Source organism: Streptococcus cristatus, from assembly GCF_003944225.1.
Lineage (GTDB): Bacteria > Bacillota > Bacilli > Lactobacillales > Streptococcaceae > Streptococcus > Streptococcus cristatus_K.
Genome location: NZ_RJPN01000001.1, coordinates 427,367 through 446,018, shown reverse-complemented (window position 1 = coordinate 446,018; position 18,652 = coordinate 427,367). Strand labels below are relative to the sequence as shown.

Annotated in this window: 16 protein-coding genes; 8 read left to right on the top strand and 8 right to left on the bottom strand. The window is 42.4% G+C overall.

The features are described 5' to 3' along the window. The first annotated feature begins 78 nt into the window (after window positions 1-78). The 4 genes from D8797_RS02390 to D8797_RS02375 all read left to right on the top strand — a co-directional run bounded on the left by D8797_RS02390 (window position 79) and on the right by D8797_RS02375 (window position 3,537). Window positions 79-297: a hypothetical protein gene (locus D8797_RS02390; RefSeq protein ID WP_125379111.1), complete on the top strand. Its 219-nt coding sequence runs from the start codon at window positions 79-81 to the stop codon at window positions 295-297. A 183-nt stretch (window positions 298-480) separates the two neighbouring features. Next, on the top strand, window positions 481-693 hold the full coding sequence (locus D8797_RS02385) for a hypothetical protein (protein WP_005591462.1): 213 nt from the start codon (window positions 481-483) through the stop codon (window positions 691-693). Between the two features lie 167 nt (window positions 694-860). Beyond that, on the top strand, window positions 861-2,615 hold the full coding sequence (gene aspS / locus D8797_RS02380; protein ID WP_125379110.1) for an aspartate--tRNA ligase: 1,755 nt from the start codon (window positions 861-863) through the stop codon (window positions 2,613-2,615). Further along, window positions 2,602-3,537 (top strand): YitT family protein, encoded by a 936-nt coding sequence (locus tag D8797_RS02375; RefSeq protein ID WP_125379109.1) that lies wholly within the window; start codon window positions 2,602-2,604, stop codon window positions 3,535-3,537. The genes aspS and D8797_RS02375 overlap by 14 nt, the downstream gene beginning before the upstream one ends. A gap of 130 nt (window positions 3,538-3,667) precedes the next feature. Here D8797_RS02375 and pulA read toward each other — a convergent pair whose 3' ends face one another. The 6 genes from pulA to D8797_RS02345 form a co-directional block, all read right to left on the bottom strand. Then, on the bottom strand, window positions 3,668-5,743 hold the full coding sequence (gene pulA / locus D8797_RS02370; protein ID WP_125379108.1) for a type I pullulanase: 2,076 nt from the start codon (window positions 5,741-5,743) through the stop codon (window positions 3,668-3,670). A 15-nt stretch (window positions 5,744-5,758) separates the two neighbouring features. Next, window positions 5,759-6,742 (bottom strand): LacI family DNA-binding transcriptional regulator, encoded by a 984-nt coding sequence (locus D8797_RS02365; protein ID WP_061910722.1) that lies wholly within the window; start codon window positions 6,740-6,742, stop codon window positions 5,759-5,761. A 9-nt stretch (window positions 6,743-6,751) separates the two neighbouring features. Continuing rightward, window positions 6,752-7,564 carry a DUF1189 family protein gene (locus D8797_RS02360; protein WP_125379107.1) on the bottom strand — a complete coding sequence of 271 codons (813 nt, stop codon included), beginning with the start codon at window positions 7,562-7,564 and terminating at the stop codon, window positions 6,752-6,754. 104 nt (window positions 7,565-7,668) lie between these two features. Further along, window positions 7,669-8,511, bottom strand: a complete 843-nt coding sequence (locus D8797_RS02355) for a sugar ABC transporter permease (protein WP_125379106.1) — start codon at window positions 8,509-8,511, stop codon at window positions 7,669-7,671. A gap of 1 nt (window position 8,512) precedes the next feature. After that, window positions 8,513-9,802: a carbohydrate ABC transporter permease gene (locus D8797_RS02350; protein ID WP_015605972.1), complete on the bottom strand. Its 1,290-nt coding sequence runs from the start codon at window positions 9,800-9,802 to the stop codon at window positions 8,513-8,515. 145 nt (window positions 9,803-9,947) lie between these two features. Further along, window positions 9,948-11,207, bottom strand: coding sequence for an extracellular solute-binding protein (locus D8797_RS02345; protein WP_125379105.1), 1,260 nt, complete (start codon window positions 11,205-11,207; stop codon window positions 9,948-9,950). 318 nt (window positions 11,208-11,525) lie between these two features. Between D8797_RS02345 and malQ the strand changes: the two genes are divergently transcribed. The 4 genes from malQ to nrdI all read left to right on the top strand — a co-directional run bounded on the left by malQ (window position 11,526) and on the right by nrdI (window position 16,595). Beyond that, window positions 11,526-13,043, top strand: coding sequence for a 4-alpha-glucanotransferase (gene malQ, locus D8797_RS02340; protein ID WP_260471189.1), 1,518 nt, complete (start codon window positions 11,526-11,528; stop codon window positions 13,041-13,043). Between the two features lie 40 nt (window positions 13,044-13,083). Then, the gene (gene glgP / locus D8797_RS02335) at window positions 13,084-15,345 is read left to right on the top strand and encodes a glycogen/starch/alpha-glucan family phosphorylase (RefSeq protein WP_125379103.1); all 2,262 of its coding nucleotides are present in this window, start codon (window positions 13,084-13,086) and stop codon (window positions 15,343-15,345) included. Between the two features lie 192 nt (window positions 15,346-15,537). Further along, window positions 15,538-16,056, top strand: a complete 519-nt coding sequence (locus tag D8797_RS02330) for an ABC transporter permease (protein WP_125379102.1) — start codon at window positions 15,538-15,540, stop codon at window positions 16,054-16,056. 62 nt (window positions 16,057-16,118) lie between these two features. Next, window positions 16,119-16,595: a class Ib ribonucleoside-diphosphate reductase assembly flavoprotein NrdI gene (gene nrdI, locus D8797_RS02325; RefSeq protein WP_376739406.1), complete on the top strand. Its 477-nt coding sequence runs from the start codon at window positions 16,119-16,121 to the stop codon at window positions 16,593-16,595. Between the two features lie 47 nt (window positions 16,596-16,642). Here nrdI and D8797_RS02320 read toward each other — a convergent pair whose 3' ends face one another. Both D8797_RS02320 and argS read right to left on the bottom strand, forming a co-directional pair. Next, the gene (locus tag D8797_RS02320; RefSeq protein WP_125379100.1) at window positions 16,643-16,909 is read right to left on the bottom strand and encodes a MarR family transcriptional regulator; all 267 of its coding nucleotides are present in this window, start codon (window positions 16,907-16,909) and stop codon (window positions 16,643-16,645) included. A gap of 51 nt (window positions 16,910-16,960) precedes the next feature. After that, entirely contained in the window at window positions 16,961-18,649 is a 1,689-nt protein-coding gene (gene argS / locus D8797_RS02315; RefSeq protein WP_125379099.1) for an arginine--tRNA ligase, read from the bottom strand. Window positions 18,650-18,652: the final 3 nt, after the last annotated feature.

Genomic DNA, 18,652 nt, shown 5'->3' with positions numbered 1-18,652 from the left:
ATGTCGTGAGGTACAAATGATGCTTCAGAGTGGGTTGATGATGCGTCTACAGAATTATTTGCAGATTGCAATACTTTATTGGATGAGGCTTCAGCAGATATTCATACTACGGTAGAGAATCTTAATAACTACTTAAATTCTGTAGCAGCAGAATTTGAGAAAGCTGATTCAAAAATGGCAAAATTAATATCTGCAAATAATGGCTTGGAATCTATCCCAATGGAAAATAAAAAAGCTGCAGAAAAGGAAAAAATTCGCTCGAATGATTATTATAATGAATTGAAAAAAAGTAAATAATCTCTATACTTTTTCCAATTTTATATTTAATGTGATGATATAACAATGTGGTTATTTCTTTTAGAGCGAGTGATACTTCTCTAGTTTTCATCAGCAATTCTGCCCTGTTATTCTCCAAAGGGTTATAGTTTTTGCCCTAACCTTCCCTGCTTATGCTATAATAGTCTATAGAAAGTCGAGGGAATGATGAAGAAAATATTATTAGTGGTTGTAGTGCAAGGAGTGGCCTTATTTGTGATAACGGGTCTGCTCTGTTATTTTATGCGAGGGGATTTTTTCTTCCGTGCTTTGGCGCCGATTTTTGGTCTGGCAGCTGGAGCCTTTCGCTTCTTGACAGCCATGGTGACAAAAACGCTGGCTCCCAGTCTTTATGAGGATGGGAAGAAAAAGGAATAATCTATATAGCGTTAGCAGGTCTGGGGATATTGCCTCTAGACCTTTTTTATAAAAGGAGCACTGGAAATAAAGACTTTTAATTTTTTTCAGAAAAAGGACAGGTAGGGGGGCTTTCCTAGGCTCTTTGTGGTAAAATAGTAACAGAATTAAAATTTTGGAGAGTAAAGATGAAACGTTCAATGTATGCGGGACGTGTTCGTAGTGAGCATGTCGGTCAGGAAATTACTTTGAAAGGTTGGGTTGCCCGCCGTCGCGATTTGGGAGGCTTGATTTTTATTGATCTGCGTGACCGTGAAGGGATTATGCAGCTAGTTATTAATCCTGAGAGTGTTTCAGATGAGGTCATGAAGACAGCTGAGAGCCTGCGCAGCGAATTTGTCATTGAAGTGACTGGTAAGGTAGCCGCACGTGAGCAGGCCAATGACAAGCTGGCCACAGGAAGTGTAGAACTTCACGTAGACAGTCTGACAGTACTGAATACTGCTAAAACGACTCCTTTTGAGATTAAGGATGGGATTGAAGCCAATGATGATACGCGCTTGCGCTACCGTTATTTGGATCTGCGTCGCCCAGAAATGCTAGAAAACCTTAAGTTGCGTGCCAAAGTGACTCATTCCATCCGCAATTATTTGGATGAGCTGGAGTTTATCGATGTGGAAACACCGTTTTTGACCAAGTCAACGCCTGAAGGAGCGCGTGACTATTTGGTGCCGAGCCGGGTCAACCAAGGTCATTTCTATGCCCTGCCTCAAAGCCCACAGATTACCAAGCAGCTGTTGATGAATGCTGGTTTTGACCGTTATTACCAGATTGTCAAATGTTTCCGAGACGAGGATTTACGTGGAGACCGTCAACCAGAGTTTACACAGGTGGACTTGGAAACTTCTTTCCTATCTGAGCAAGAAATCCAAGACATTACAGAAGGCTTGATTGCCCGTGTCATGAAGGAAACCAAGGGAATTGAAGTGACCTTGCCTTTCCCGCGTATGAAATATGACGATGCCATGGCTCTTTATGGTAGCGACAAGCCAGATACTCGCTTTGACATGTTATTGCAGGACTTGACAGAGCTTGTCAAGGGTGTTGACTTCAAGGTCTTTTCTGAGGCACCGACTGTCAAGGCGATTGTAGTGAAAAATGCTGCTGACAAATACTCACGCAAAGATATTGATAAGCTGACAGAGCAAGCTAAGCAGCATGGAGCCAAGGGGCTTGCTTGGGTGAAATTTGCTGGTGGAGAACTATCTGGTCCTGTTGCTAAGTTCTTGACAGACTTGTCAAGTGAGTTGACAGATGCTTTACAGCTTGAAGAAAACGACTTAGTTCTCTTTGTGGCAGATACCTTGGATGTTGCCAACGCAGCTCTAGGGGCTCTTCGTGTCCGCCTAGGCAAGGAATTAGGTTTGATTGATCCTGCTAAGTTTAACTACTTGTGGGTGGTAGATTGGCCAATGTTTGAGTGGTCGGAAGAAGAAGGCCGCTATATGAGTGCCCACCATCCATTCACTCTGCCTCAAAAGGATTCTGAGCAGGAGCTGGAAGGAGACCTGAGCAAGGTTCGTGCGGTTGCCTATGATATCGTACTCAATGGCTATGAACTAGGTGGTGGTAGCTTACGGATCAACCAAAAAGATCTGCAGGAACGGATGTTTAAGGCTTTAGGTTTCTCAGCTGAAGAAGCGCAAGACCAGTTCGGCTTCCTTCTAGAAGCCATGGATTATGGTTTCCCACCACATGGAGGTCTGGCCTTGGGTCTGGATCGCTTCGTCATGCTCTTGGCCGGTGAAGAAAATATCCGTGAAGTCATTGCTTTTCCTAAGAATAACAAGGCTTCTGACCCAATGACGCAAGCACCAAGCTTGGTTGCTCCAGCACAATTAGAGGAATTAAGTTTAAAAGTAGAATCACATGAAAAAGACTAGTTTGCGGAAACTTTTTCGCTATTATCTTCATCGCTTTGCCTATCATGTCAAGTTGCTAGAAGTTCTGAAAAGTATTTCGCGTGAAAAATATGATGAGAAATTTTCGGCCTCTCTGGTATATGGATTTCTCTCAGCAGTAGCGGTCAATTTCTTCTTTCAGCCGGGCCATGTCTACTCAAGTGGTGCAACGGGCCTGGCGCAGATTGTCTCGGCTTTGAGTGGTCGCTTTATCGGCTTTACCATTCCAGTTTCCATTACTTTTTATGCGATCAATATTCCACTGATGATTTTGGCTTGGTACCAAATCGGCCATAAGTTTACTGTTTTTACTTTTATCACTGTTTCGATGAGCTCGCTTTTTATCCATTTTGTGCCAGAAGTGACATTGACGACCAATCCCATTATCAATGCCTTGTTCGGGGGAGTTGTCATGGGGACAGGGATCGNCTTTGCCCTCAAGTCAAGCATTTCAAGTGGAGGGACAGATATTGTTAGTCTGACCATTCGCAAGAAAACAGGCCGTAATGTAGGCAGTATCTCCCTGATTGTAAATGGTATTATTATGCTGATTGCTGGTCTGACTTTCGGTTGGGAATACGCTCTCTACTCGATGATTACCATCTTTGTATCGAGCCGTGTAACGGACGCTGTCTTTACCAAGCAAAAGCGGATGCAGGCCATGATTATCACCAGTCATCCTGACGAAGTGATTAACAAAATTCACCACAAACTCCACCGCGGTGCAACCATTATCAATGGAGCGGAGGGAACTTACAATCACGAGCAAAAGGCGGTGCTGATTACAGTCATTACGCGTGCTGAATTTAGCGAATTTAAGTACATCATGAAGCAGACAGATCCGACAGCCTTTGTCTCTGTATCTGACAATGTACATATTTTAGGAAGATTTGTAGAAGAGTAGTCTTGATTATTGGCATCACTGTCGAATCTTACTCAAACTCAATGCATACATTTATACATAAAAAAAGGAACAAGTTCAGCTGGATGTCTTTCCATCCAAAATGAACCTGTTCTTTTTTATAGTTATTGCTTTATTTCAAAACCAAGACTTGCTTAGCAGGAACTGTATAAGAATCTGCTAGCGGGGCGATTGGTTTTTTAGCGTTAATGTGCGGATACTGAAGGTGAATGCTTTGCTTCATTTTATTTTCATAAGTCGCTGCTTCAGTACCAAAGTTAATCAAAATGGTCAGCGCTTGTTTGTCTTTTTGAATCTTATATTCAAGGAGGCTAGGGCTGAGCCATTTGACCTGACAAGCTTTTTGAATAGCAGAGCTAGTTGTCAGAGTCAGAAGTGGATGAGCCTTTCTAAAGGCAATGAGTTGCTTTAAAAATTCAATGTCTTCAGTGTAGTGAAGTGAGCGCAGCCAGTCTAGCTTGTTAATATCATCAGGCAGGTTGTAGGTGTTGTCAATCAGATTCTTGGTCCGATAAAATTCCTGCCCGCTGTGGAGGAAAGGAACTCCTTGCGCTAAGAGAACAATGTGCAGTGCTAGACGAGAGTTAGCTAGGCGCTGACGGAGGCTGATATTTGGATTTTGAATATCAAAATAATCAAACACCGTTGCGTTATCATGGCATTCTACATAGTTGATCGCCTGATGAGGCGCTAGGAAATGTGGCTCTCCTGTCAAGCCGACATTGGCTGTCAGGACATTTTCTAGCCAGCTGGTTGCGTGCTCTTTGTCCAGTCGGCTACCTTGGACGATGGTTTGCTTGATCGTATCACGGAAATGATCGCTGAAGAATCCATACTCAGGTAGTTGTTCAGCGTTGAACTGATGAGCCAGAAGGTCACTATCAAGACCAGTAGGCATCTGCCAACCTTCTCCGTAAAGGTAGATGTTTGGATGAATGGCTTTTAGTTCCTGAGCGATTTGCTTCATGGTGGTTATATCGAGAATGCCCATCAGGTCAAAGCGGAAACCGTCAAAGCCGTAGAGGCTAACCCATTGCTGGACGGATTGTTGGATATAATGGCGCACCATAGCTTTTTCACTAGCCACATCATTTCCGCAGAAGGTACCATTTGTCCGTAGGCCTTGCTCATCTAGACGATAGAAGTATCCTGGCACAATCTTTTCAAAAGCATAGGCATCTGCCTCGTAGACGTGATTGTAGACGACATCCATGATAACGCTCATGTCAGCCTGGTGATAAGCTGCAATCGCGTCTTGTAGTTCAAAGATACGGCTATAGGGATCGTGTGGGTCGCTTGAGAAGCTACCTTCAGGAACATTATACTGGACGGGATCATAGCCCCAATTATAAACGAGCTCGGGGTGTTTTTCGTCAACGCTACCAAAGTCATAGACTGGCATAAGCTGAACGTGTGTAATACCTAGATCTTGCAAGTATTTCAGACCAAAGGTCTGGCCGTGTACGCTTGGAGATTCGGACAGAGAAACGAATTTACCAGGTTGTGAGAAACCAGCTTCCTTTTGCATGGAGAAATCACGCACGCTCATTTCATAGATAACGGCTTCTGTTGGTTTTACTTGGCTGGCAGCCCGACGAATAGGTCTGCTAATCTTTTTGCGGTCAATGACATAACTATGACCAGAGTTGGCATCTGAAGAGAGAGCGTAGGGGTCATGTACTTCTACCCATTTTCCGTTCACCTTATGGATATAGTAGTAGGCCTTGCCTTCTAAGTCTCCAAGGACCTGCGTATGCCAGACACCCCTATCTTGCCTTTGGAGGGGAATGACCTGCTCTTCCAGATGCAGCAAGACTTTTTCTGAAATAGGCGCCCACAGTTTGAAATCTGTTGCCTGAGGGCTATAGCTAGCTCCCAAATCTCTTTCTTGGTAGCTAAATAATTCATCAAAAATTGGCTTTTGGACAATGTGACGATACTGGAGAATGGTGTGATTGCGGTCTTGATCATAGACTGTATAGGATTCAGTCAAATCAATCGGGTCATTGACTGAAAGGGTGTAGACAATCTGATGTTCTTGATTCTCAATTTTTTTGATGGTCAAAGGACTAGAGCTATGCTTGTCCTCTAGAGTAAAGTGGATAGAATAAGCATCAAAGGACTTTTCCAATTCGATAGTGATGTTATTTTCATCATCTAAGTAGGCTTGGAAAATACGATAAACCATGAAATTTCTCCTTAACTAACGAGTAAGAATGCTGTGGGGGATGACTTGGCGATAGCAAGTATGCTTGTCATCCTTATTATCTTTAATGATTTGGAGTAAGGTACGGAAAGATTCCCTCCCCAACTCGAGGGTATTGATATTAATGTAGGCATCCACGTTGATGCGTGGCTTGATAGAGTCAAAAGTGATAATCGGGAAGCGGTAGTCAATGTCTTTGAGATAGTGGAGAGCCCCTTCGGCAACCATACTATCCGATGTCACAAAGGCTTCGATTTCCTGAATAGGCATCTTTTCCATAATCTTATAACTGCTATCTTCCAAGAGGAAACCGAAAGAAAACTTGACGATGTTTTCATCGAGAGGGATGCCTGCTTCTTCTAGGGCTTGTTTGTAGCCGGTAAAGCGGTCTTGGGATACGACAAGCTCTTTATTCCCAGCTAGAAAGGCAATTTTTTTATAACCTTGATCTAGGAAATATTTGGTTGCATCGTAGCCAGCCTTGATATTATCATTATCGACCAAAGAAACAAATGGTGACACTGCTTTCCCTAAAATCAAGAAAGGAAATTGGTTTTTAATCGCAAAGTCAACCAGCGGATCGTTTGGCTTAGAATAGAGAAAAATCAAACCATCGACGCGTTTTCCGAAAATCATTTGTTTGATATTTTCTAAACGACGCTCTTCGTCCTGTCCAGTACTAATCTGAATGGCATAGTCATGTTCAGATGCGATGCGTGAAATCCCTCGTAAGACAGTTGGGAAGAATGGGTTTTGGTAAAAAAGATCCGAATCATCGGGCAGCACCAGACCGATGACTTGGGTTGATTGGCTGACCAGACTTCTAGCGTTGAGATTTGGATGATAGTCCAGCTCTTTCATAGCAGCGCGGACGCGTTTTTTTGTTTCATCACTGATGGTAGACTTGTTTTGTACGACGCGTGTCACCGTTGAGGGAGACACACCCGCTAGTTTCGCTACTTCTTTAATCGTAACGCGCATAATAACCTCCTAATTTCTGAAATCCTCATCACGAAAATGTGTTTTGTAGAAAATAATCACCAAATAAAGAACAAACAAGATATTTTGAACGGTGATAATCGTAGGCAGACTTTGCCCAAATAAGCCGCAGATAAGACCGATAATCGTTGGTAATCCTAGGCAGTTGAGGATAAAATGATAGCATTCTTTAAAGGTTTTAAAAGAAAATAACCGTGATTTCTTGGTCAGATAGAGCAAGAAGGAAGCACCGAGTGCTAGAAAGGCAAAGTTAATGCTAAAGAGGAAGCCTGCGGAGAGGACTAGAAAGAGGCTGATCACCAAGCGGTTTTGTTGGAACCAGTCTTTAGAAATGGCTTTGGTCAGGGCTTCTTTACTTTTTAGAGCCTTCTGGTCAATGGCTTGGTAGCGGATATTGGCCAGTTCTTTTCCTTCTTTAGTGATTTTAAGATTTTCTTTGTCAAAGTAAAGCGTCAGCTCCTTGCCTAATTTAAGCTCCTCGTGATGGCCGATAATGACGGTCCCAGCGGCATTGCGATGAATTCCTTCAGGATTTTCAGTGGTCAGCACATGGTCTTTCATCTGGGCATGATGGTCAAAGTCAATCATCACGTCTTCATCTAGAGTGTCAAAAGCCTTATCAACAAAGGTATCCAGAGCATAGCTCGTCAAAGACGCTGTCTGAATAGCCACAGGAATCAAAGACAGAGAAATCAAAAAGATGCTGGTAAAGATGAGCTGGAACCAGCTAAGCATCCGACGATTGGCGAAGGTTTTTCTAAAACCAATCAAGCTCGAAAAATAATTAAAAGGATAAGGTAACATAGCTGCCTCTTTCTAAAATTATAATCAGGTGGTGGCCAATAAAGAACTTATTGGCTGCCATATAACTATAATTGTCTTTAAATCAAAAACAGGGTGGGACAAGATTATCCCTTGTCTCCACCACTTGTTAAACCAGATACAAAATTCTTTTGCAGGAAGAAGAAGAGAATACAGATTGGTAGGGCAGTGAGAATTGCACCGGCAGCAAAGAAGGCAATTTTTTGATTCTTGACATCGCTGACGAAGGTACGAAGACCAACTGCAACCGTATAAAATTCTTTTTCACGAAGAAGGAAGCTAGAGAGGATATAGTCTCCGAAAGGTCCCATGAAGGCCCAGAGAGCTTGCACAGCAATCATTGGACGAACGAGAGGCAGGATAATCTGCCAGAAACGTCTGAAATGACCAGCACCGTCTAATTTAGCTGACTCATCCAGAGACATAGGAACGGTATCGAAGTATCCTTTCATCAACCAAGCATTCATTGGAATACCACCACCCACATAAAGGAAGATGAGGAACCAGCTTTGGTTGAGGGCATTGAGCATCAGCGCCATAACGAAGAAGGCGGTCAGAGCTGCAATAGTTGGCACCATTTGGATAATCAAGAAGAAGACCAAACTTTGCTTTCTTGCGATGAAATTGTAACGGCTGTATGCATAACCTGCAAGTACAACTATACTGGTTTGGACAATCATTGTCAAGACGGCAATGATAATAGTGTTAAAGTACCAAGTACCATATAGAGTCTCTGAGAAGAGACGAGAGAAGTTTTCCAGACTGAAGTTGATGTCTGTGTCTAGCTTGAAGGCCACGACATTCCCTGTCTTGAAAGCAGACATGATCGTAATCAAGAGCGGGTAGAGAATGATAATGGAAAGCACGACAAGGTAGAGATAGGTCAAACTATGGTTGATAAAACGTTTAAATTTAACAGAACTATTCATCTTATACATCCTCCATATCAAATGCGTGTAGTTTCTTGAAGGCAATCATAGAGATAGAGATGACGATGATGGAGATGATGAGGGTAACGGCCGCCGCCATTGAATATTGCGGTGCTGTACCTGTGGTCAAACGATAAATCCAAGAGATCAGGATATCAGTTGAACCGGCTCCTCCACCGACACTACCAGGACCACCTGCATTGAAGAGGTAGATGATTGAGAAGTTATTAAAGTTAAAGGTGTATTGACTGATCAAAGTTGGTGCCGCAACTGCCAAGATCATTGGGAAAGTGATGTTGCGGAATTTCTGCCAAGCATTGGCTCCGTCGATGTAGGCTGCTTCGTAAAGGTCATTTGGAATAGACTGCAAAATACCCAAGGTCAGGACGTAGATATAAGGGAATCCAAGCCAACCTTGCATCATGATAAGGGCAATCTTAGTCCAAGTCGGATCAGTCTTCCACGGAATCAGATGTCCATTCAAGAAAGGAAGAACCTTGCCGAGAAGTGGGATAACCTGAGTATTGATAGCCCCGATACTATCGTTGAACATATTTGAGAAAGTAAGGATAGTGATGAAGGCTGGAACTGCCCAAGGAAGCAAGAAGATAACACCGAAGATGCGTTTTCCTTTGATGAATGGCTGGTTGGCAATGATAGCGGTGAAAATACCGATTACGATTTGTAAAGTAGAGGCTGCCAGTGCCCAGATGATAGTCCAAGTCAAGACAGAACCAAAGGCCGCACGGAAGGTGCTCAATTGCCAAATGTTAGCAAAGTTGGTAAAGCCAACCCAATCCAAGAGTTTATTTGGTGGCAGGTGTTTGAAATCATAGTTTGTAAAGGCAATCAAGAGTGTTACCAATACAGGGAAAATGATGGCAAAGGTCATCGCCAAATAAGAAGGAATAATCAGCAAGTAAGGGAAGCCATTTTCATAGATTCCGTTCGTCATTTCCTTTAAGGTAGTATGAACAGGATAATCATTGTTCCACTGCTTGGCAACTGTACGGGCATCCTTCAAGTTAAATCCATAGAAAATCAGGAAAAATGCCACAAGGATGAGGTGGAAGGCACCGCGGATCAGCATGAAGAGTGAGTTGTCCCCACGGACTTCACCAAGAGTGATGAGATTTTCAATTTCTGGTAGGGCAATAGCTACGAAATAAGCTAAAAATGCAACCGTAACCCCAAGAAAGATGTATCCTTTGGCCTTTTGATCATTATAGATTTGCCCCAACCCTGGAATGAGGGAGCGCAACATGGCTTGTTTGGGATCTTTTTTTGTCATTGTAGTCTCCTTAGATACGAGAAAGATTGAGGAAGTGTAGCAAGTACAAGTCCTAATCCGAGTTTTTCTTATTAGAAGATAGAATAAAGCCTCATTCTATCAAACAAGGGGTAGGGAAAATTCCCACCCCTTTATTTTAGTCTGCTTATTTGTTGCCGAATTTTTGATCGATAGTTTCTTTGATCAATTTAACAGCATCTTCAGCTGCAGTTTTAGCATCTTTCTTGCCGCTTACAGCATCGAAGAGCATGTTCTTAGCTGGATCCCAAACAGTACTCATTTCAGAGATGTTTGGCATTGGTTCTGCAGATTTAAATTGTTTAACAACCGCGTCTGTCAATTCATCTTTCTTGCTTACAGCGTATTCACGTGCTTCTGTGTTAGCAGGAACTTCGTTTGTTGCATCGTAAAGAGCTTTTTGTTGTGCAGTTGATGCAAGGAAGTTAACGAATTTTTGTGCGCCGTCAACGTTCTTAGAACCAGCAGGGATGACCCAAGCTTTACCACCACCAAAGGCTTTGTATTCTTTTCCGTTTGGAAGTGTTGGGATAGTTGCTACGCCGTAGTTTACTTTAGCTTCTTTAAGAGATGCAGCTTTCCAAGGTCCGTCGATGATTGCAGCAGTTTTTCCACCTTGGAATTGAGTTTGGATCAAGTTAGAAGCGCCTTCTGTATCTTGCATACCTTTAGGCCATTTTTCATACCAAGTTTTAGCGTATTCAATTCCTTTGATAGAACCTTCGTTAGCCAAACCGATATCTTTAGGATCTGTACCGTCTTTACCGAAGACATAAGCACCGTTTCCAGCAAGAAGACCGTAAGCGTAGTAGAAGTTTGTCCAGTCAGCGAGGAATGCAGATGTTTTGCCATCTTCGCCTTCGAAAGCATACTTGCTATCTTTAGCCAACTCTTCAAGTTCAGCAAATGTTGTAGGAGCTTTTTGGATCAGGTCTTTGTTATAGTACATTACTAAGGTCTCGATAACAGCAGGAGCACCGTAAGTAGTACCGTCGATTGATACCAAAGATTTAGTAGTATCGTCAGCTTTTGCATCTTTACCCAACTCAACTTCTGAAAGCTGTCCGTCAGCACCTAGGCTTCCTACGCGGTCGTATGGTGCCATCATGACATCTGGAGATTTACCAGATTGGTTGTCAAGTGAAAGGTTATCAAGACCTGTAAGAGCATCACCAGTTTTGATAGTGACCTTTGTTCCGGTTTCTTTTTCGTAAGCTTTGGCAGCTTCTTCCATGTAGCTCTTGTAGCCTGGGTCTACATAAGCAGTCAATTCGTTGCTTGCAGCAGTTTCTTTTTTAGAAGATTTGCTACCGCAGGCTGTCAAAATAAAACCTGCTAAAGCAACAGTACCGAGAACAGCAACGCTCTTCAACATTTTGTTTTTCATGATTATTCCTCCTAAAGAATAAAAAATATAATACCATCTAAGAACACGCTTGCATAGCGCAAACGTTTTCTTGAACTTAAAATAATTTTAGCACAAAAGGTAAACGCTTGCAAGCGTTTTTAAGAAAATTTTAAAAATTTTTTAAGGAAAGAGTGTTAATTTAGATGATATAAAAGGAAAGAAATTTGAAATCTATGGTATAATAAATAAAAAATTTTTTTAAAAAGCTTGCACTTGAAAAAAAAATAGGTTATAATTCAAGCAACGCAAACGTTTTCGCTAAATAAAGTAGGAAACAAGCATGAAAAAATTTTTGAGGTGTTACATATGAAAGCGAGACAAAGTGGTGTATTGATGCACATTTCCTCTTTGCCAGGCAAGTACGGGATTGGTTCTTTTGGTCAGTCTGCTTATGATTTTGTGGATTTCTTAGTTAGAACGAAGCAACGTTATTGGCAAATCTTGCCTTTGGGAACGACTAGTTACGGGGACTCTCCTTACCAGTCTTTCTCAGCCTTTGCAGGGAATACTCACTTTATTGATTTGGATTTCTTGATTGACGAAGGCCTGTTGGCAGAAGAAGATCTAAAAAGCGTTGATTTTGGTGATGATCCAAAAGCTGTAGATTATGCAAAAGTATTTGAAGCACGTCGTCCTCTTTTGGAAAAAGCGGTTGCTCGTTTCCTTAAAGTTGGCGATCTTGACAAATTCCGTCACTTTGTTGCAGAAAATGCAGCTTGGTTGGAGCTTTTTGCGGAATACATGGCTGTTAAAGAGCATTTTGATCTGAAAGCTTGGACAGAATGGCCAGATGAAGCGATTCGTCGTCGCCAACCAGAAAGCTTGGCTAGCTATCGTGAGAAATTGGCAGACAAGCTGGAATACCATCGTGTAACTCAATATCTCTTCTTTAAACAATGGTTGGAACTCAAGAAATATGCCAATGACCATCACATCGAAATCGTTGGTGATATGCCCATCTATGTAGCTGCTGACAGTGCAGATGTTTGGGCTCAGCCTCACTTCTTCAAGACAGATAAGCAAGGTCGCCCAGTTAAGGTTGCTGGCTGCCCACCAGATGAATTTTCAGAGACTGGCCAATTGTGGGGTAACCCAATTTATAATTGGGATGCCATGGATCAAGATGGTTATGCTTGGTGGATTGAGCGCCTGCGCGAAAGCTTCAAGATTTACGACATTGTTCGGATCGACCACTTCCGTGGCTTTGAGTCTTATTGGGAAGTGCCAGCTGAGTCTGATACCGCGGCTACTGGTCACTGGGTCAAAGGTCCAGGTTATAAGCTGTTTGCCGCAGTGAAAGAAGCTTTAGGTGATTTGAACATCATTGCAGAAGATCTTGGATTCATGACGGATGAAGTCATTGAATTGCGTGAGCGAACTGGCTTCCCAGGTATGAAGATTCTGCAATTCGCTTTCAATCCAGATGATGAAAGCATTGATAGTCCACACTTGGCACCGCATAATTCTGTGATGTACACTGGTACTCACGACAATAATACTGTATTGGGCTGGTATAAGGATGAGATCGATGATCCAACCCGTGAATACATGGCTCAGTACACCAACCGCAAAGAATACGAAACGGTGCCACATGCAATGCTTCGTACAATCTTTGCTTCCGTTAGCTACATGGCTATCGCAACGATGCAGGACTTGCTGGAGTTGGATGGCTCTGCCCGTATGAACCTGCCATCTACGATTGGCGGCAACTGGGCATGGCGGATGACAGCTGAAGAGCTGAATTCTGCTGTGGAAGAGCAGCTTTATTACCTGACGAAAATCTATCGTCGTGTAAATACTGACTTACTTCCATAAGAAAATAAAAGAAATAATTTCTAATTTACTAGGAGAAATCATGTCAAACTTACAAACATATATCCAAAATACTTATCAAAAGCAAATTGCTGATTGTAGCAATGAAGAGCTTTACTTGGCTCTCTTGAACTACACAAAATTAGCGAGCGCTCAAAAACCAGTCAATACTGGTAAAAAGAAACTCTACTACATCTCAGCTGAGTTTCTTATCGGAAAACTCTTGTCAAACAACTTGATTAACTTGGGTCTTTATGACGATGTGAAAAAAGAACTTGCCGCTGCCGGTAAAGACTTGATCGAAGTCGAAGAAGTAGAATTGGAACCATCTCTTGGTAACGGTGGTTTGGGCCGTTTGGCAGCCTGCTTCTTGGACTCTATTGCAACACTTGGTTTGAATGGTGACGGTGTGGGTCTTAACTACCACTTTGGTCTTTTCCAACAAGTCCTGAAAAACAATGAGCAAACAACTATTCCAAACTTCTGGTTGACTGAGCAAAACTGGTTGGTTCGCTCAAGTCGTAGCTACCAAGTGCCATTTGCGCACTTCACCTTGACATCAACTCTTTACGATATTGATGTGCCTGGTTACAAGACAGCTACTAAAAACCGTTTGCGCTTGTTTGACTTGGATTCAGTTGATTCTTCAATCATCAAAGAGGGAATCGAATTTGACAAGACAGATATCGCTCACAACTTGACTCTTTTCCTTTATCCAGATGATAGCGACAAGCAAGGTGAATTGCTCCGTATTTTCCAACAATACTTCATGGTTTCAAACGGTGCACAATTGATCATCGACGAAGCGATCGAAAAAGGAAGCAACTTGCATGACCTTGCAGACTATGCAGTTGTACAAATCAACGACACTCACCCATCACTGGTTATTCCTGAGTTGATCCGTCTTTTGACTGCGCGTGGTATCGAGCTTGATGAAGCAATCTCAATCGTGCGTAGCATGACTGCCTACACAAACCACACTATCCTTGCTGAAGCCCTTGAAAAATGGCCTCTTGAATTCTTGCAAGAAGTGGTTCCTCACTTGGTACCAATCATCGAAGAATTGGATCGTCGTGTCAAAGCAGAATACAAAGATCCAGCTGTTCAAATTATTGACGAGAGCGGCCGTGTTCACATGGCACACATGGATATCCACTATGGATACAGCGTTAACGGGGTTGCAGCACTCCACACTGAAATCTTGAAGAACTCTGAGTTGAAAGCTTTCTACGATATTTATCCAGAGAAATTCAACAACAAGACAAACGGTATCACATTCCGTCGTTGGCTCATGCACGCTAACCCACGTTTGTCTAGCTACTTAGATGAACTTCTTGGTCGTGATTGGCACCATGATGCCGCTAAGTTGGAAGGTCTACTTGACTTTGCTGGCAAGCAAGAAGTGAAAGAAAAGCTGGAAGGCATTAAGTCTCACAATAAGCGTAAATTGGCTCGTCACTTGAAGGAAGCTCAAGGTGTAGAAATCAATCCAGATTCTATCTTTGATATCCAAATCAAGCGTCTACACGAGTACAAACGCCAACAAATGAACGCTTTGTATGTTATCCACAAATACTTGGACATCAAGGCTGGTAACATTCCTGCTCGCCCAATCACTGTCTTCTTTGGCGGTAAGGCAGCGCCCGCTTACACAATTGCCCAAGACATCATTCACTTGATCCTTTGCTTGTCAGAAATCATCGCGAATGATCCAGCAGTTGCACCACACTTGCAAGTGGTTATGGTTGAAAATTACAACGTTACAGCATCAAGCTTCTTGATTGCAGCTGGTGATATTTCTGAGCAAATCTCACTTGCTTCTAAAGAAGCTTCAGGTACTGGTAACATGAAATTCATGCTTAACGGTGCTTTGACACTTGGTACCATGGACGGTGCTAACGTGGAAATCGCTGAGTTGGTTGGCAAAGACAACATCTACATCTTTGGTGAAGATTCAGAAACAGTTATCGACCTTTACGCAAAAGCAGCCTACAAATCAAGCGAATTTTACGCTCGTCCAGCTATCAAACCGTTGGTTGACTTTATCATCAGCGATGCTGTTCTTGCAGTAGGTAAGAAAGAACGCTTGGAACGTCTTTACAATGAATTGATCAACAAAGACTGGTTCATGACGCTTCTTGACTTGGAAGACTACATCAAGGTGAAAGAGCAAATGCTTGCGGACTACGAAGACCGCGATGCATGGTTGGATAAAGTGATCGTTAACATTGCGAAAGCTGGCTTCTTCTCAGCAGACCGTACGATCCAACAATACAATGACGAAGTATGGCATTTGGAGAACTAATTATTTAAAATAAGTGAAAAAGCCTAGACAGGATTGTCTTGGCTTTTCTCGTGTTAGAAGACTAGAGTAAGTAGCCTTGGAAGATAAGTTTTTTTGGTAGTGGAGCTTTAAAATCGTAGCAGACCTTGGCTCTTGTCAGTCTTTTCTTTTGGGTGTATAATAAGAAAAAGTATTTCTTTACAGGAGGTTGTTATGAAAAAGAAACCAATTTATCTCTATGTCTTACTGGGTTTAGAAACAGTAGGCACTTTGTGGGAGCTTATTTCGAAGTTCTCCTCTTCAAATGATGCTGTGGAAACCTTACTAAAGGGGATCAATGAGCCAGCAAAATCTCAGTATGCAGCTTACTTTAGCAAGAGCGCTGAACTGTCAGGTTCGCTAATAAATAATATTTTCTTTTATGTTGGCTTGCTTCTTTTGATTGCAGCTTGGTTCTTCGTTTTTAAGAAAGATATTTTCAAAGCCAATCTTATTTACATCGTGAACGTTCTTATTGGCCTGATTGGAACAGCGTATGGTTATGTGGTAGCAAAAGGGATTGCGACGTCTTCTTTTTCAGATCCGACCTTACTCTCATCTCAGATGCTGGGACTGAACTTTACTATTGGCTTCTCTGTTGTTGTTAGTCTTATCTTCCTCTCCATCGTTATCTTTAAGTTGATCAAGCAGCAAAAGGAAGCTGAAAGTGCAGAAGTAGCTGAAGAAGAATAAGATTTGACAAATAACATTTACCTGCTACAATCTAGATGGGCAGATAAATGTTATTTTTTGGAATGGAGCAAATAAACATGAAAGTTTCCTTAGTTTATATCAGTTTGAGTGGCAATACAGAGAGTTTTGTCCGTCGTTTGAGCGACTATTTGTTAGAGCAGCATCCGAGCCTAGAGATTGAAAAAATCCACATCAAAGACCTAGTAAAAGAGGGGCATCCGTTCTTTGAAATGACCAATCCTTTCATTACCTTTCTACCGACCTATCTGGAAGGTGGCAATGGTGTGGATAATGGCGATGTTGAGATTCTTACGACGGATGTGGCCGATTTTATAGCTTATGGACAGAATGCTAGCAAGTGTTTGGGAGTTATCGGAAGTGGCAACCGTAACTTTAATAACCAGTACTGCCTGACTGCTAAGCAATACAGCCAACGTTTTGGTTTCCCCGTTTTAGCTGATTTTGAAATGCGTGGTATGCTAGGAGATATTAAAAAAGTAGCTGGCATTATCGAGGAATTGTACGAAATAAAAGCATAAGTAAAAAAGCCGTTCGATCAATATTTTTGATCGAACGGCTTTTGTTTCTATTCTTGACTTGCATGCTCGCCAGCGATAGTTTCGACCAGCTCTTTTGAATATAAAATTCCTAAACGGTAGTTTTTGTTAACGTAAGCAATAAGGTCATTTTGGTTTTCGCTAGTGGCCATTTTTTCTTGGAGTTCTTGTCGAAAATGATCACTTTTTAGGAGTTCTTGCTGCAGCAAAATCTGCAACTTTACCTTTTCTCTTTTGTTGTACAAAAAGAGAATGACCAAGCTAAGGGCAATTAAAATATAAGCAGTTTCATTCATAAAATATCTCTTCCTAAGAAAACCTCCCAAAACTGGAAGGTTTGTGTAGGGTTACATTTTTTCTGGTGCTTCTACACCAAGCATGCGGAGAGCTTCCTTCAGCACAACAGCAGTAGTGTAGCTGAGAGCTAGACGGCTGTCGCGTTCAGGATTTTCATCCAAGATGCGAGTGTGAGCATAGTATTTATTGAAGGCTTGAGCTAGGCTGATCGCATATTTGGCAATCAGAGATGGCTCAAAGTTATCAGCTGCACGTTTGACTACGCGAGCGAAGTCTTGGAGCAGTTTGATAATTTCCCAGCTTTCAGCATCGTTGAGATTGTAGTTAGCGTCAAGACTTGGCTTGAAGTCTGCTTTGCGTAGGATAGACTGGATACGTGCATAGGCATATTGCACATACGGTCCAGTTTCACCTTCAAAGGAAACCATTGCTTCCAAATCAAAGTCATAGCCATTACGACGGTCAGTCTTAAGGTCGTAGAATTTAACGGCACCGACACCAACTGCATGGGCAACAGCTTCTTTGTTTTCCAGATTTGGATTTTTCTCTTCAATTTGAGCTTTTGCACGGCTGATCGCTTCTTGCAGAGTTGGTTCCAGAAGGATGATGTTTCCTTTACGTGTTGAAAGTTTTTGACGGTTCTTCGTAACCAGACCAAAGTCCACGTGGATCATGTCATCGCTCCAGTTAAATCCCATCTTCTTAAGGACGGCCTTGAGCTGACGGAAGTGGTTTGATTGCTCTTGACCAACGACATAAACGTTCTTGACGAAGTTGTAAGTGCGCGCACGGTACATAGCAGTGGCAATATCACGGGTGATGTAAAGCGTAGCACCGTCTGATTTTTTAATCATAGCTGGTGGGAGATTGACATCGTCCAAGTCCACAATGCTAGCGCCCTTTGATTCTTTCAGGAGACCCTTGTCTTCCAAAATTTTAACGGCTTCGTCCATCTTATCGTTGTAGAAGGCTTCTCCGTTTAAGCTATCAAATTCAACACCGAGCAATTCATAGATACGGTTAAATTCAACGAGACTTTCGTCACGGAACCATTGCCAGAGTTCTGTTGCTTCTGGATCGCCATCTTCCAGTTTCTTGAACCAAAGGCGACCTTCTTCATCCAAGGCTGGGTCGTTTTCGATTTCAGCATTGATGCGAACGTAGAGTTGCAAGAGTTCATCGATTGGGTTGGCTTCAACGGCTTCCTTGTTGCCCCATTTCTTGTAAGCAACCATGAGGAGACCGAATTGCTTGCCCCAGTCACCTAAGTGGTTGATCTTGATGGTATTGTAGCCCATCTTGCGGAAGATATTGGACAAGGCATCTCCAATAACGGTTGAGCGCAAGTGACCGACAGAGAAAGGTTTCGCAATGTTGGGACTGGAAAGGTCGATTGTGATATTTCCGCCCTGACCTTCGTTCTGTTGACCATAGTCAGCGCCTTCCTTGATGACTTCTTTGATGACTTGATCAGAAATTTTAGCTTTGTTGAGGAAGAAGTTGACATAAGGTCCAGTTGCGACAACTTTCTCAAAGTGACTTGGGTCGATCTTTTCAGCAATATCCGTAGCGATAGCTTGAGGAGCCTTGCGTTCTACTTTTGCAAGTGAGAAAGCTGGGAAGGCAATGTCTCCAAGATCGGAACTTTTCGGTTGCTCTAGTAGGTTAGAGATAGCGCTTTGGTCCAAGCTGTCAATAACTTTGGCCAACTCGCTAGCGATTAATTGTTTATTATCCATATT

Excerpts from the sequence above, each read along its gene's own strand:
- argS (WP_125379099.1), bottom strand. The coding sequence starts at position 18,649 with ATGGATAATAAACAATTAATCGCTAGCGAGTTGGCCAAAGTTATTGAC.
- D8797_RS02365 (WP_061910722.1), bottom strand. The coding sequence starts at position 6,742 with ATGCGCGTTACGATTAAAGAAGTAGCGAAACTAGCGGGTGTGTCTCCC.
- D8797_RS02350 (WP_015605972.1), bottom strand. The coding sequence starts at position 9,802 with ATGACAAAAAAAGATCCCAAACAAGCCATGTTGCGCTCCCTCATTCCA.
- nrdI (WP_376739406.1), top strand. The coding sequence starts at position 16,119 with ATGGAGCAAATAAACATGAAAGTTTCCTTAGTTTATATCAGTTTGAGT.
- aspS (WP_125379110.1), top strand. The coding sequence starts at position 861 with ATGAAACGTTCAATGTATGCGGGACGTGTTCGTAGTGAGCATGTCGGT.
- D8797_RS02360 (WP_125379107.1), bottom strand. The coding sequence starts at position 7,564 with ATGTTACCTTATCCTTTTAATTATTTTTCGAGCTTGATTGGTTTTAGA.
- D8797_RS02355 (WP_125379106.1), bottom strand. The coding sequence starts at position 8,511 with ATGAATAGTTCTGTTAAATTTAAACGTTTTATCAACCATAGTTTGACC.
- pulA (WP_125379108.1), bottom strand. The coding sequence starts at position 5,743 with ATGGTTTATCGTATTTTCCAAGCCTACTTAGATGATGAAAATAACATC.
- D8797_RS02345 (WP_125379105.1), bottom strand. The coding sequence starts at position 11,207 with ATGAAAAACAAAATGTTGAAGAGCGTTGCTGTTCTCGGTACTGTTGCT.
- D8797_RS02385 (WP_005591462.1), top strand. The coding sequence starts at position 481 with ATGATGAAGAAAATATTATTAGTGGTTGTAGTGCAAGGAGTGGCCTTA.
- glgP (WP_125379103.1), top strand. The coding sequence starts at position 13,084 with ATGTCAAACTTACAAACATATATCCAAAATACTTATCAAAAGCAAATT.
- D8797_RS02320 (WP_125379100.1), bottom strand. The coding sequence starts at position 16,909 with ATGAATGAAACTGCTTATATTTTAATTGCCCTTAGCTTGGTCATTCTC.
- D8797_RS02330 (WP_125379102.1), top strand. The coding sequence starts at position 15,538 with ATGAAAAAGAAACCAATTTATCTCTATGTCTTACTGGGTTTAGAAACA.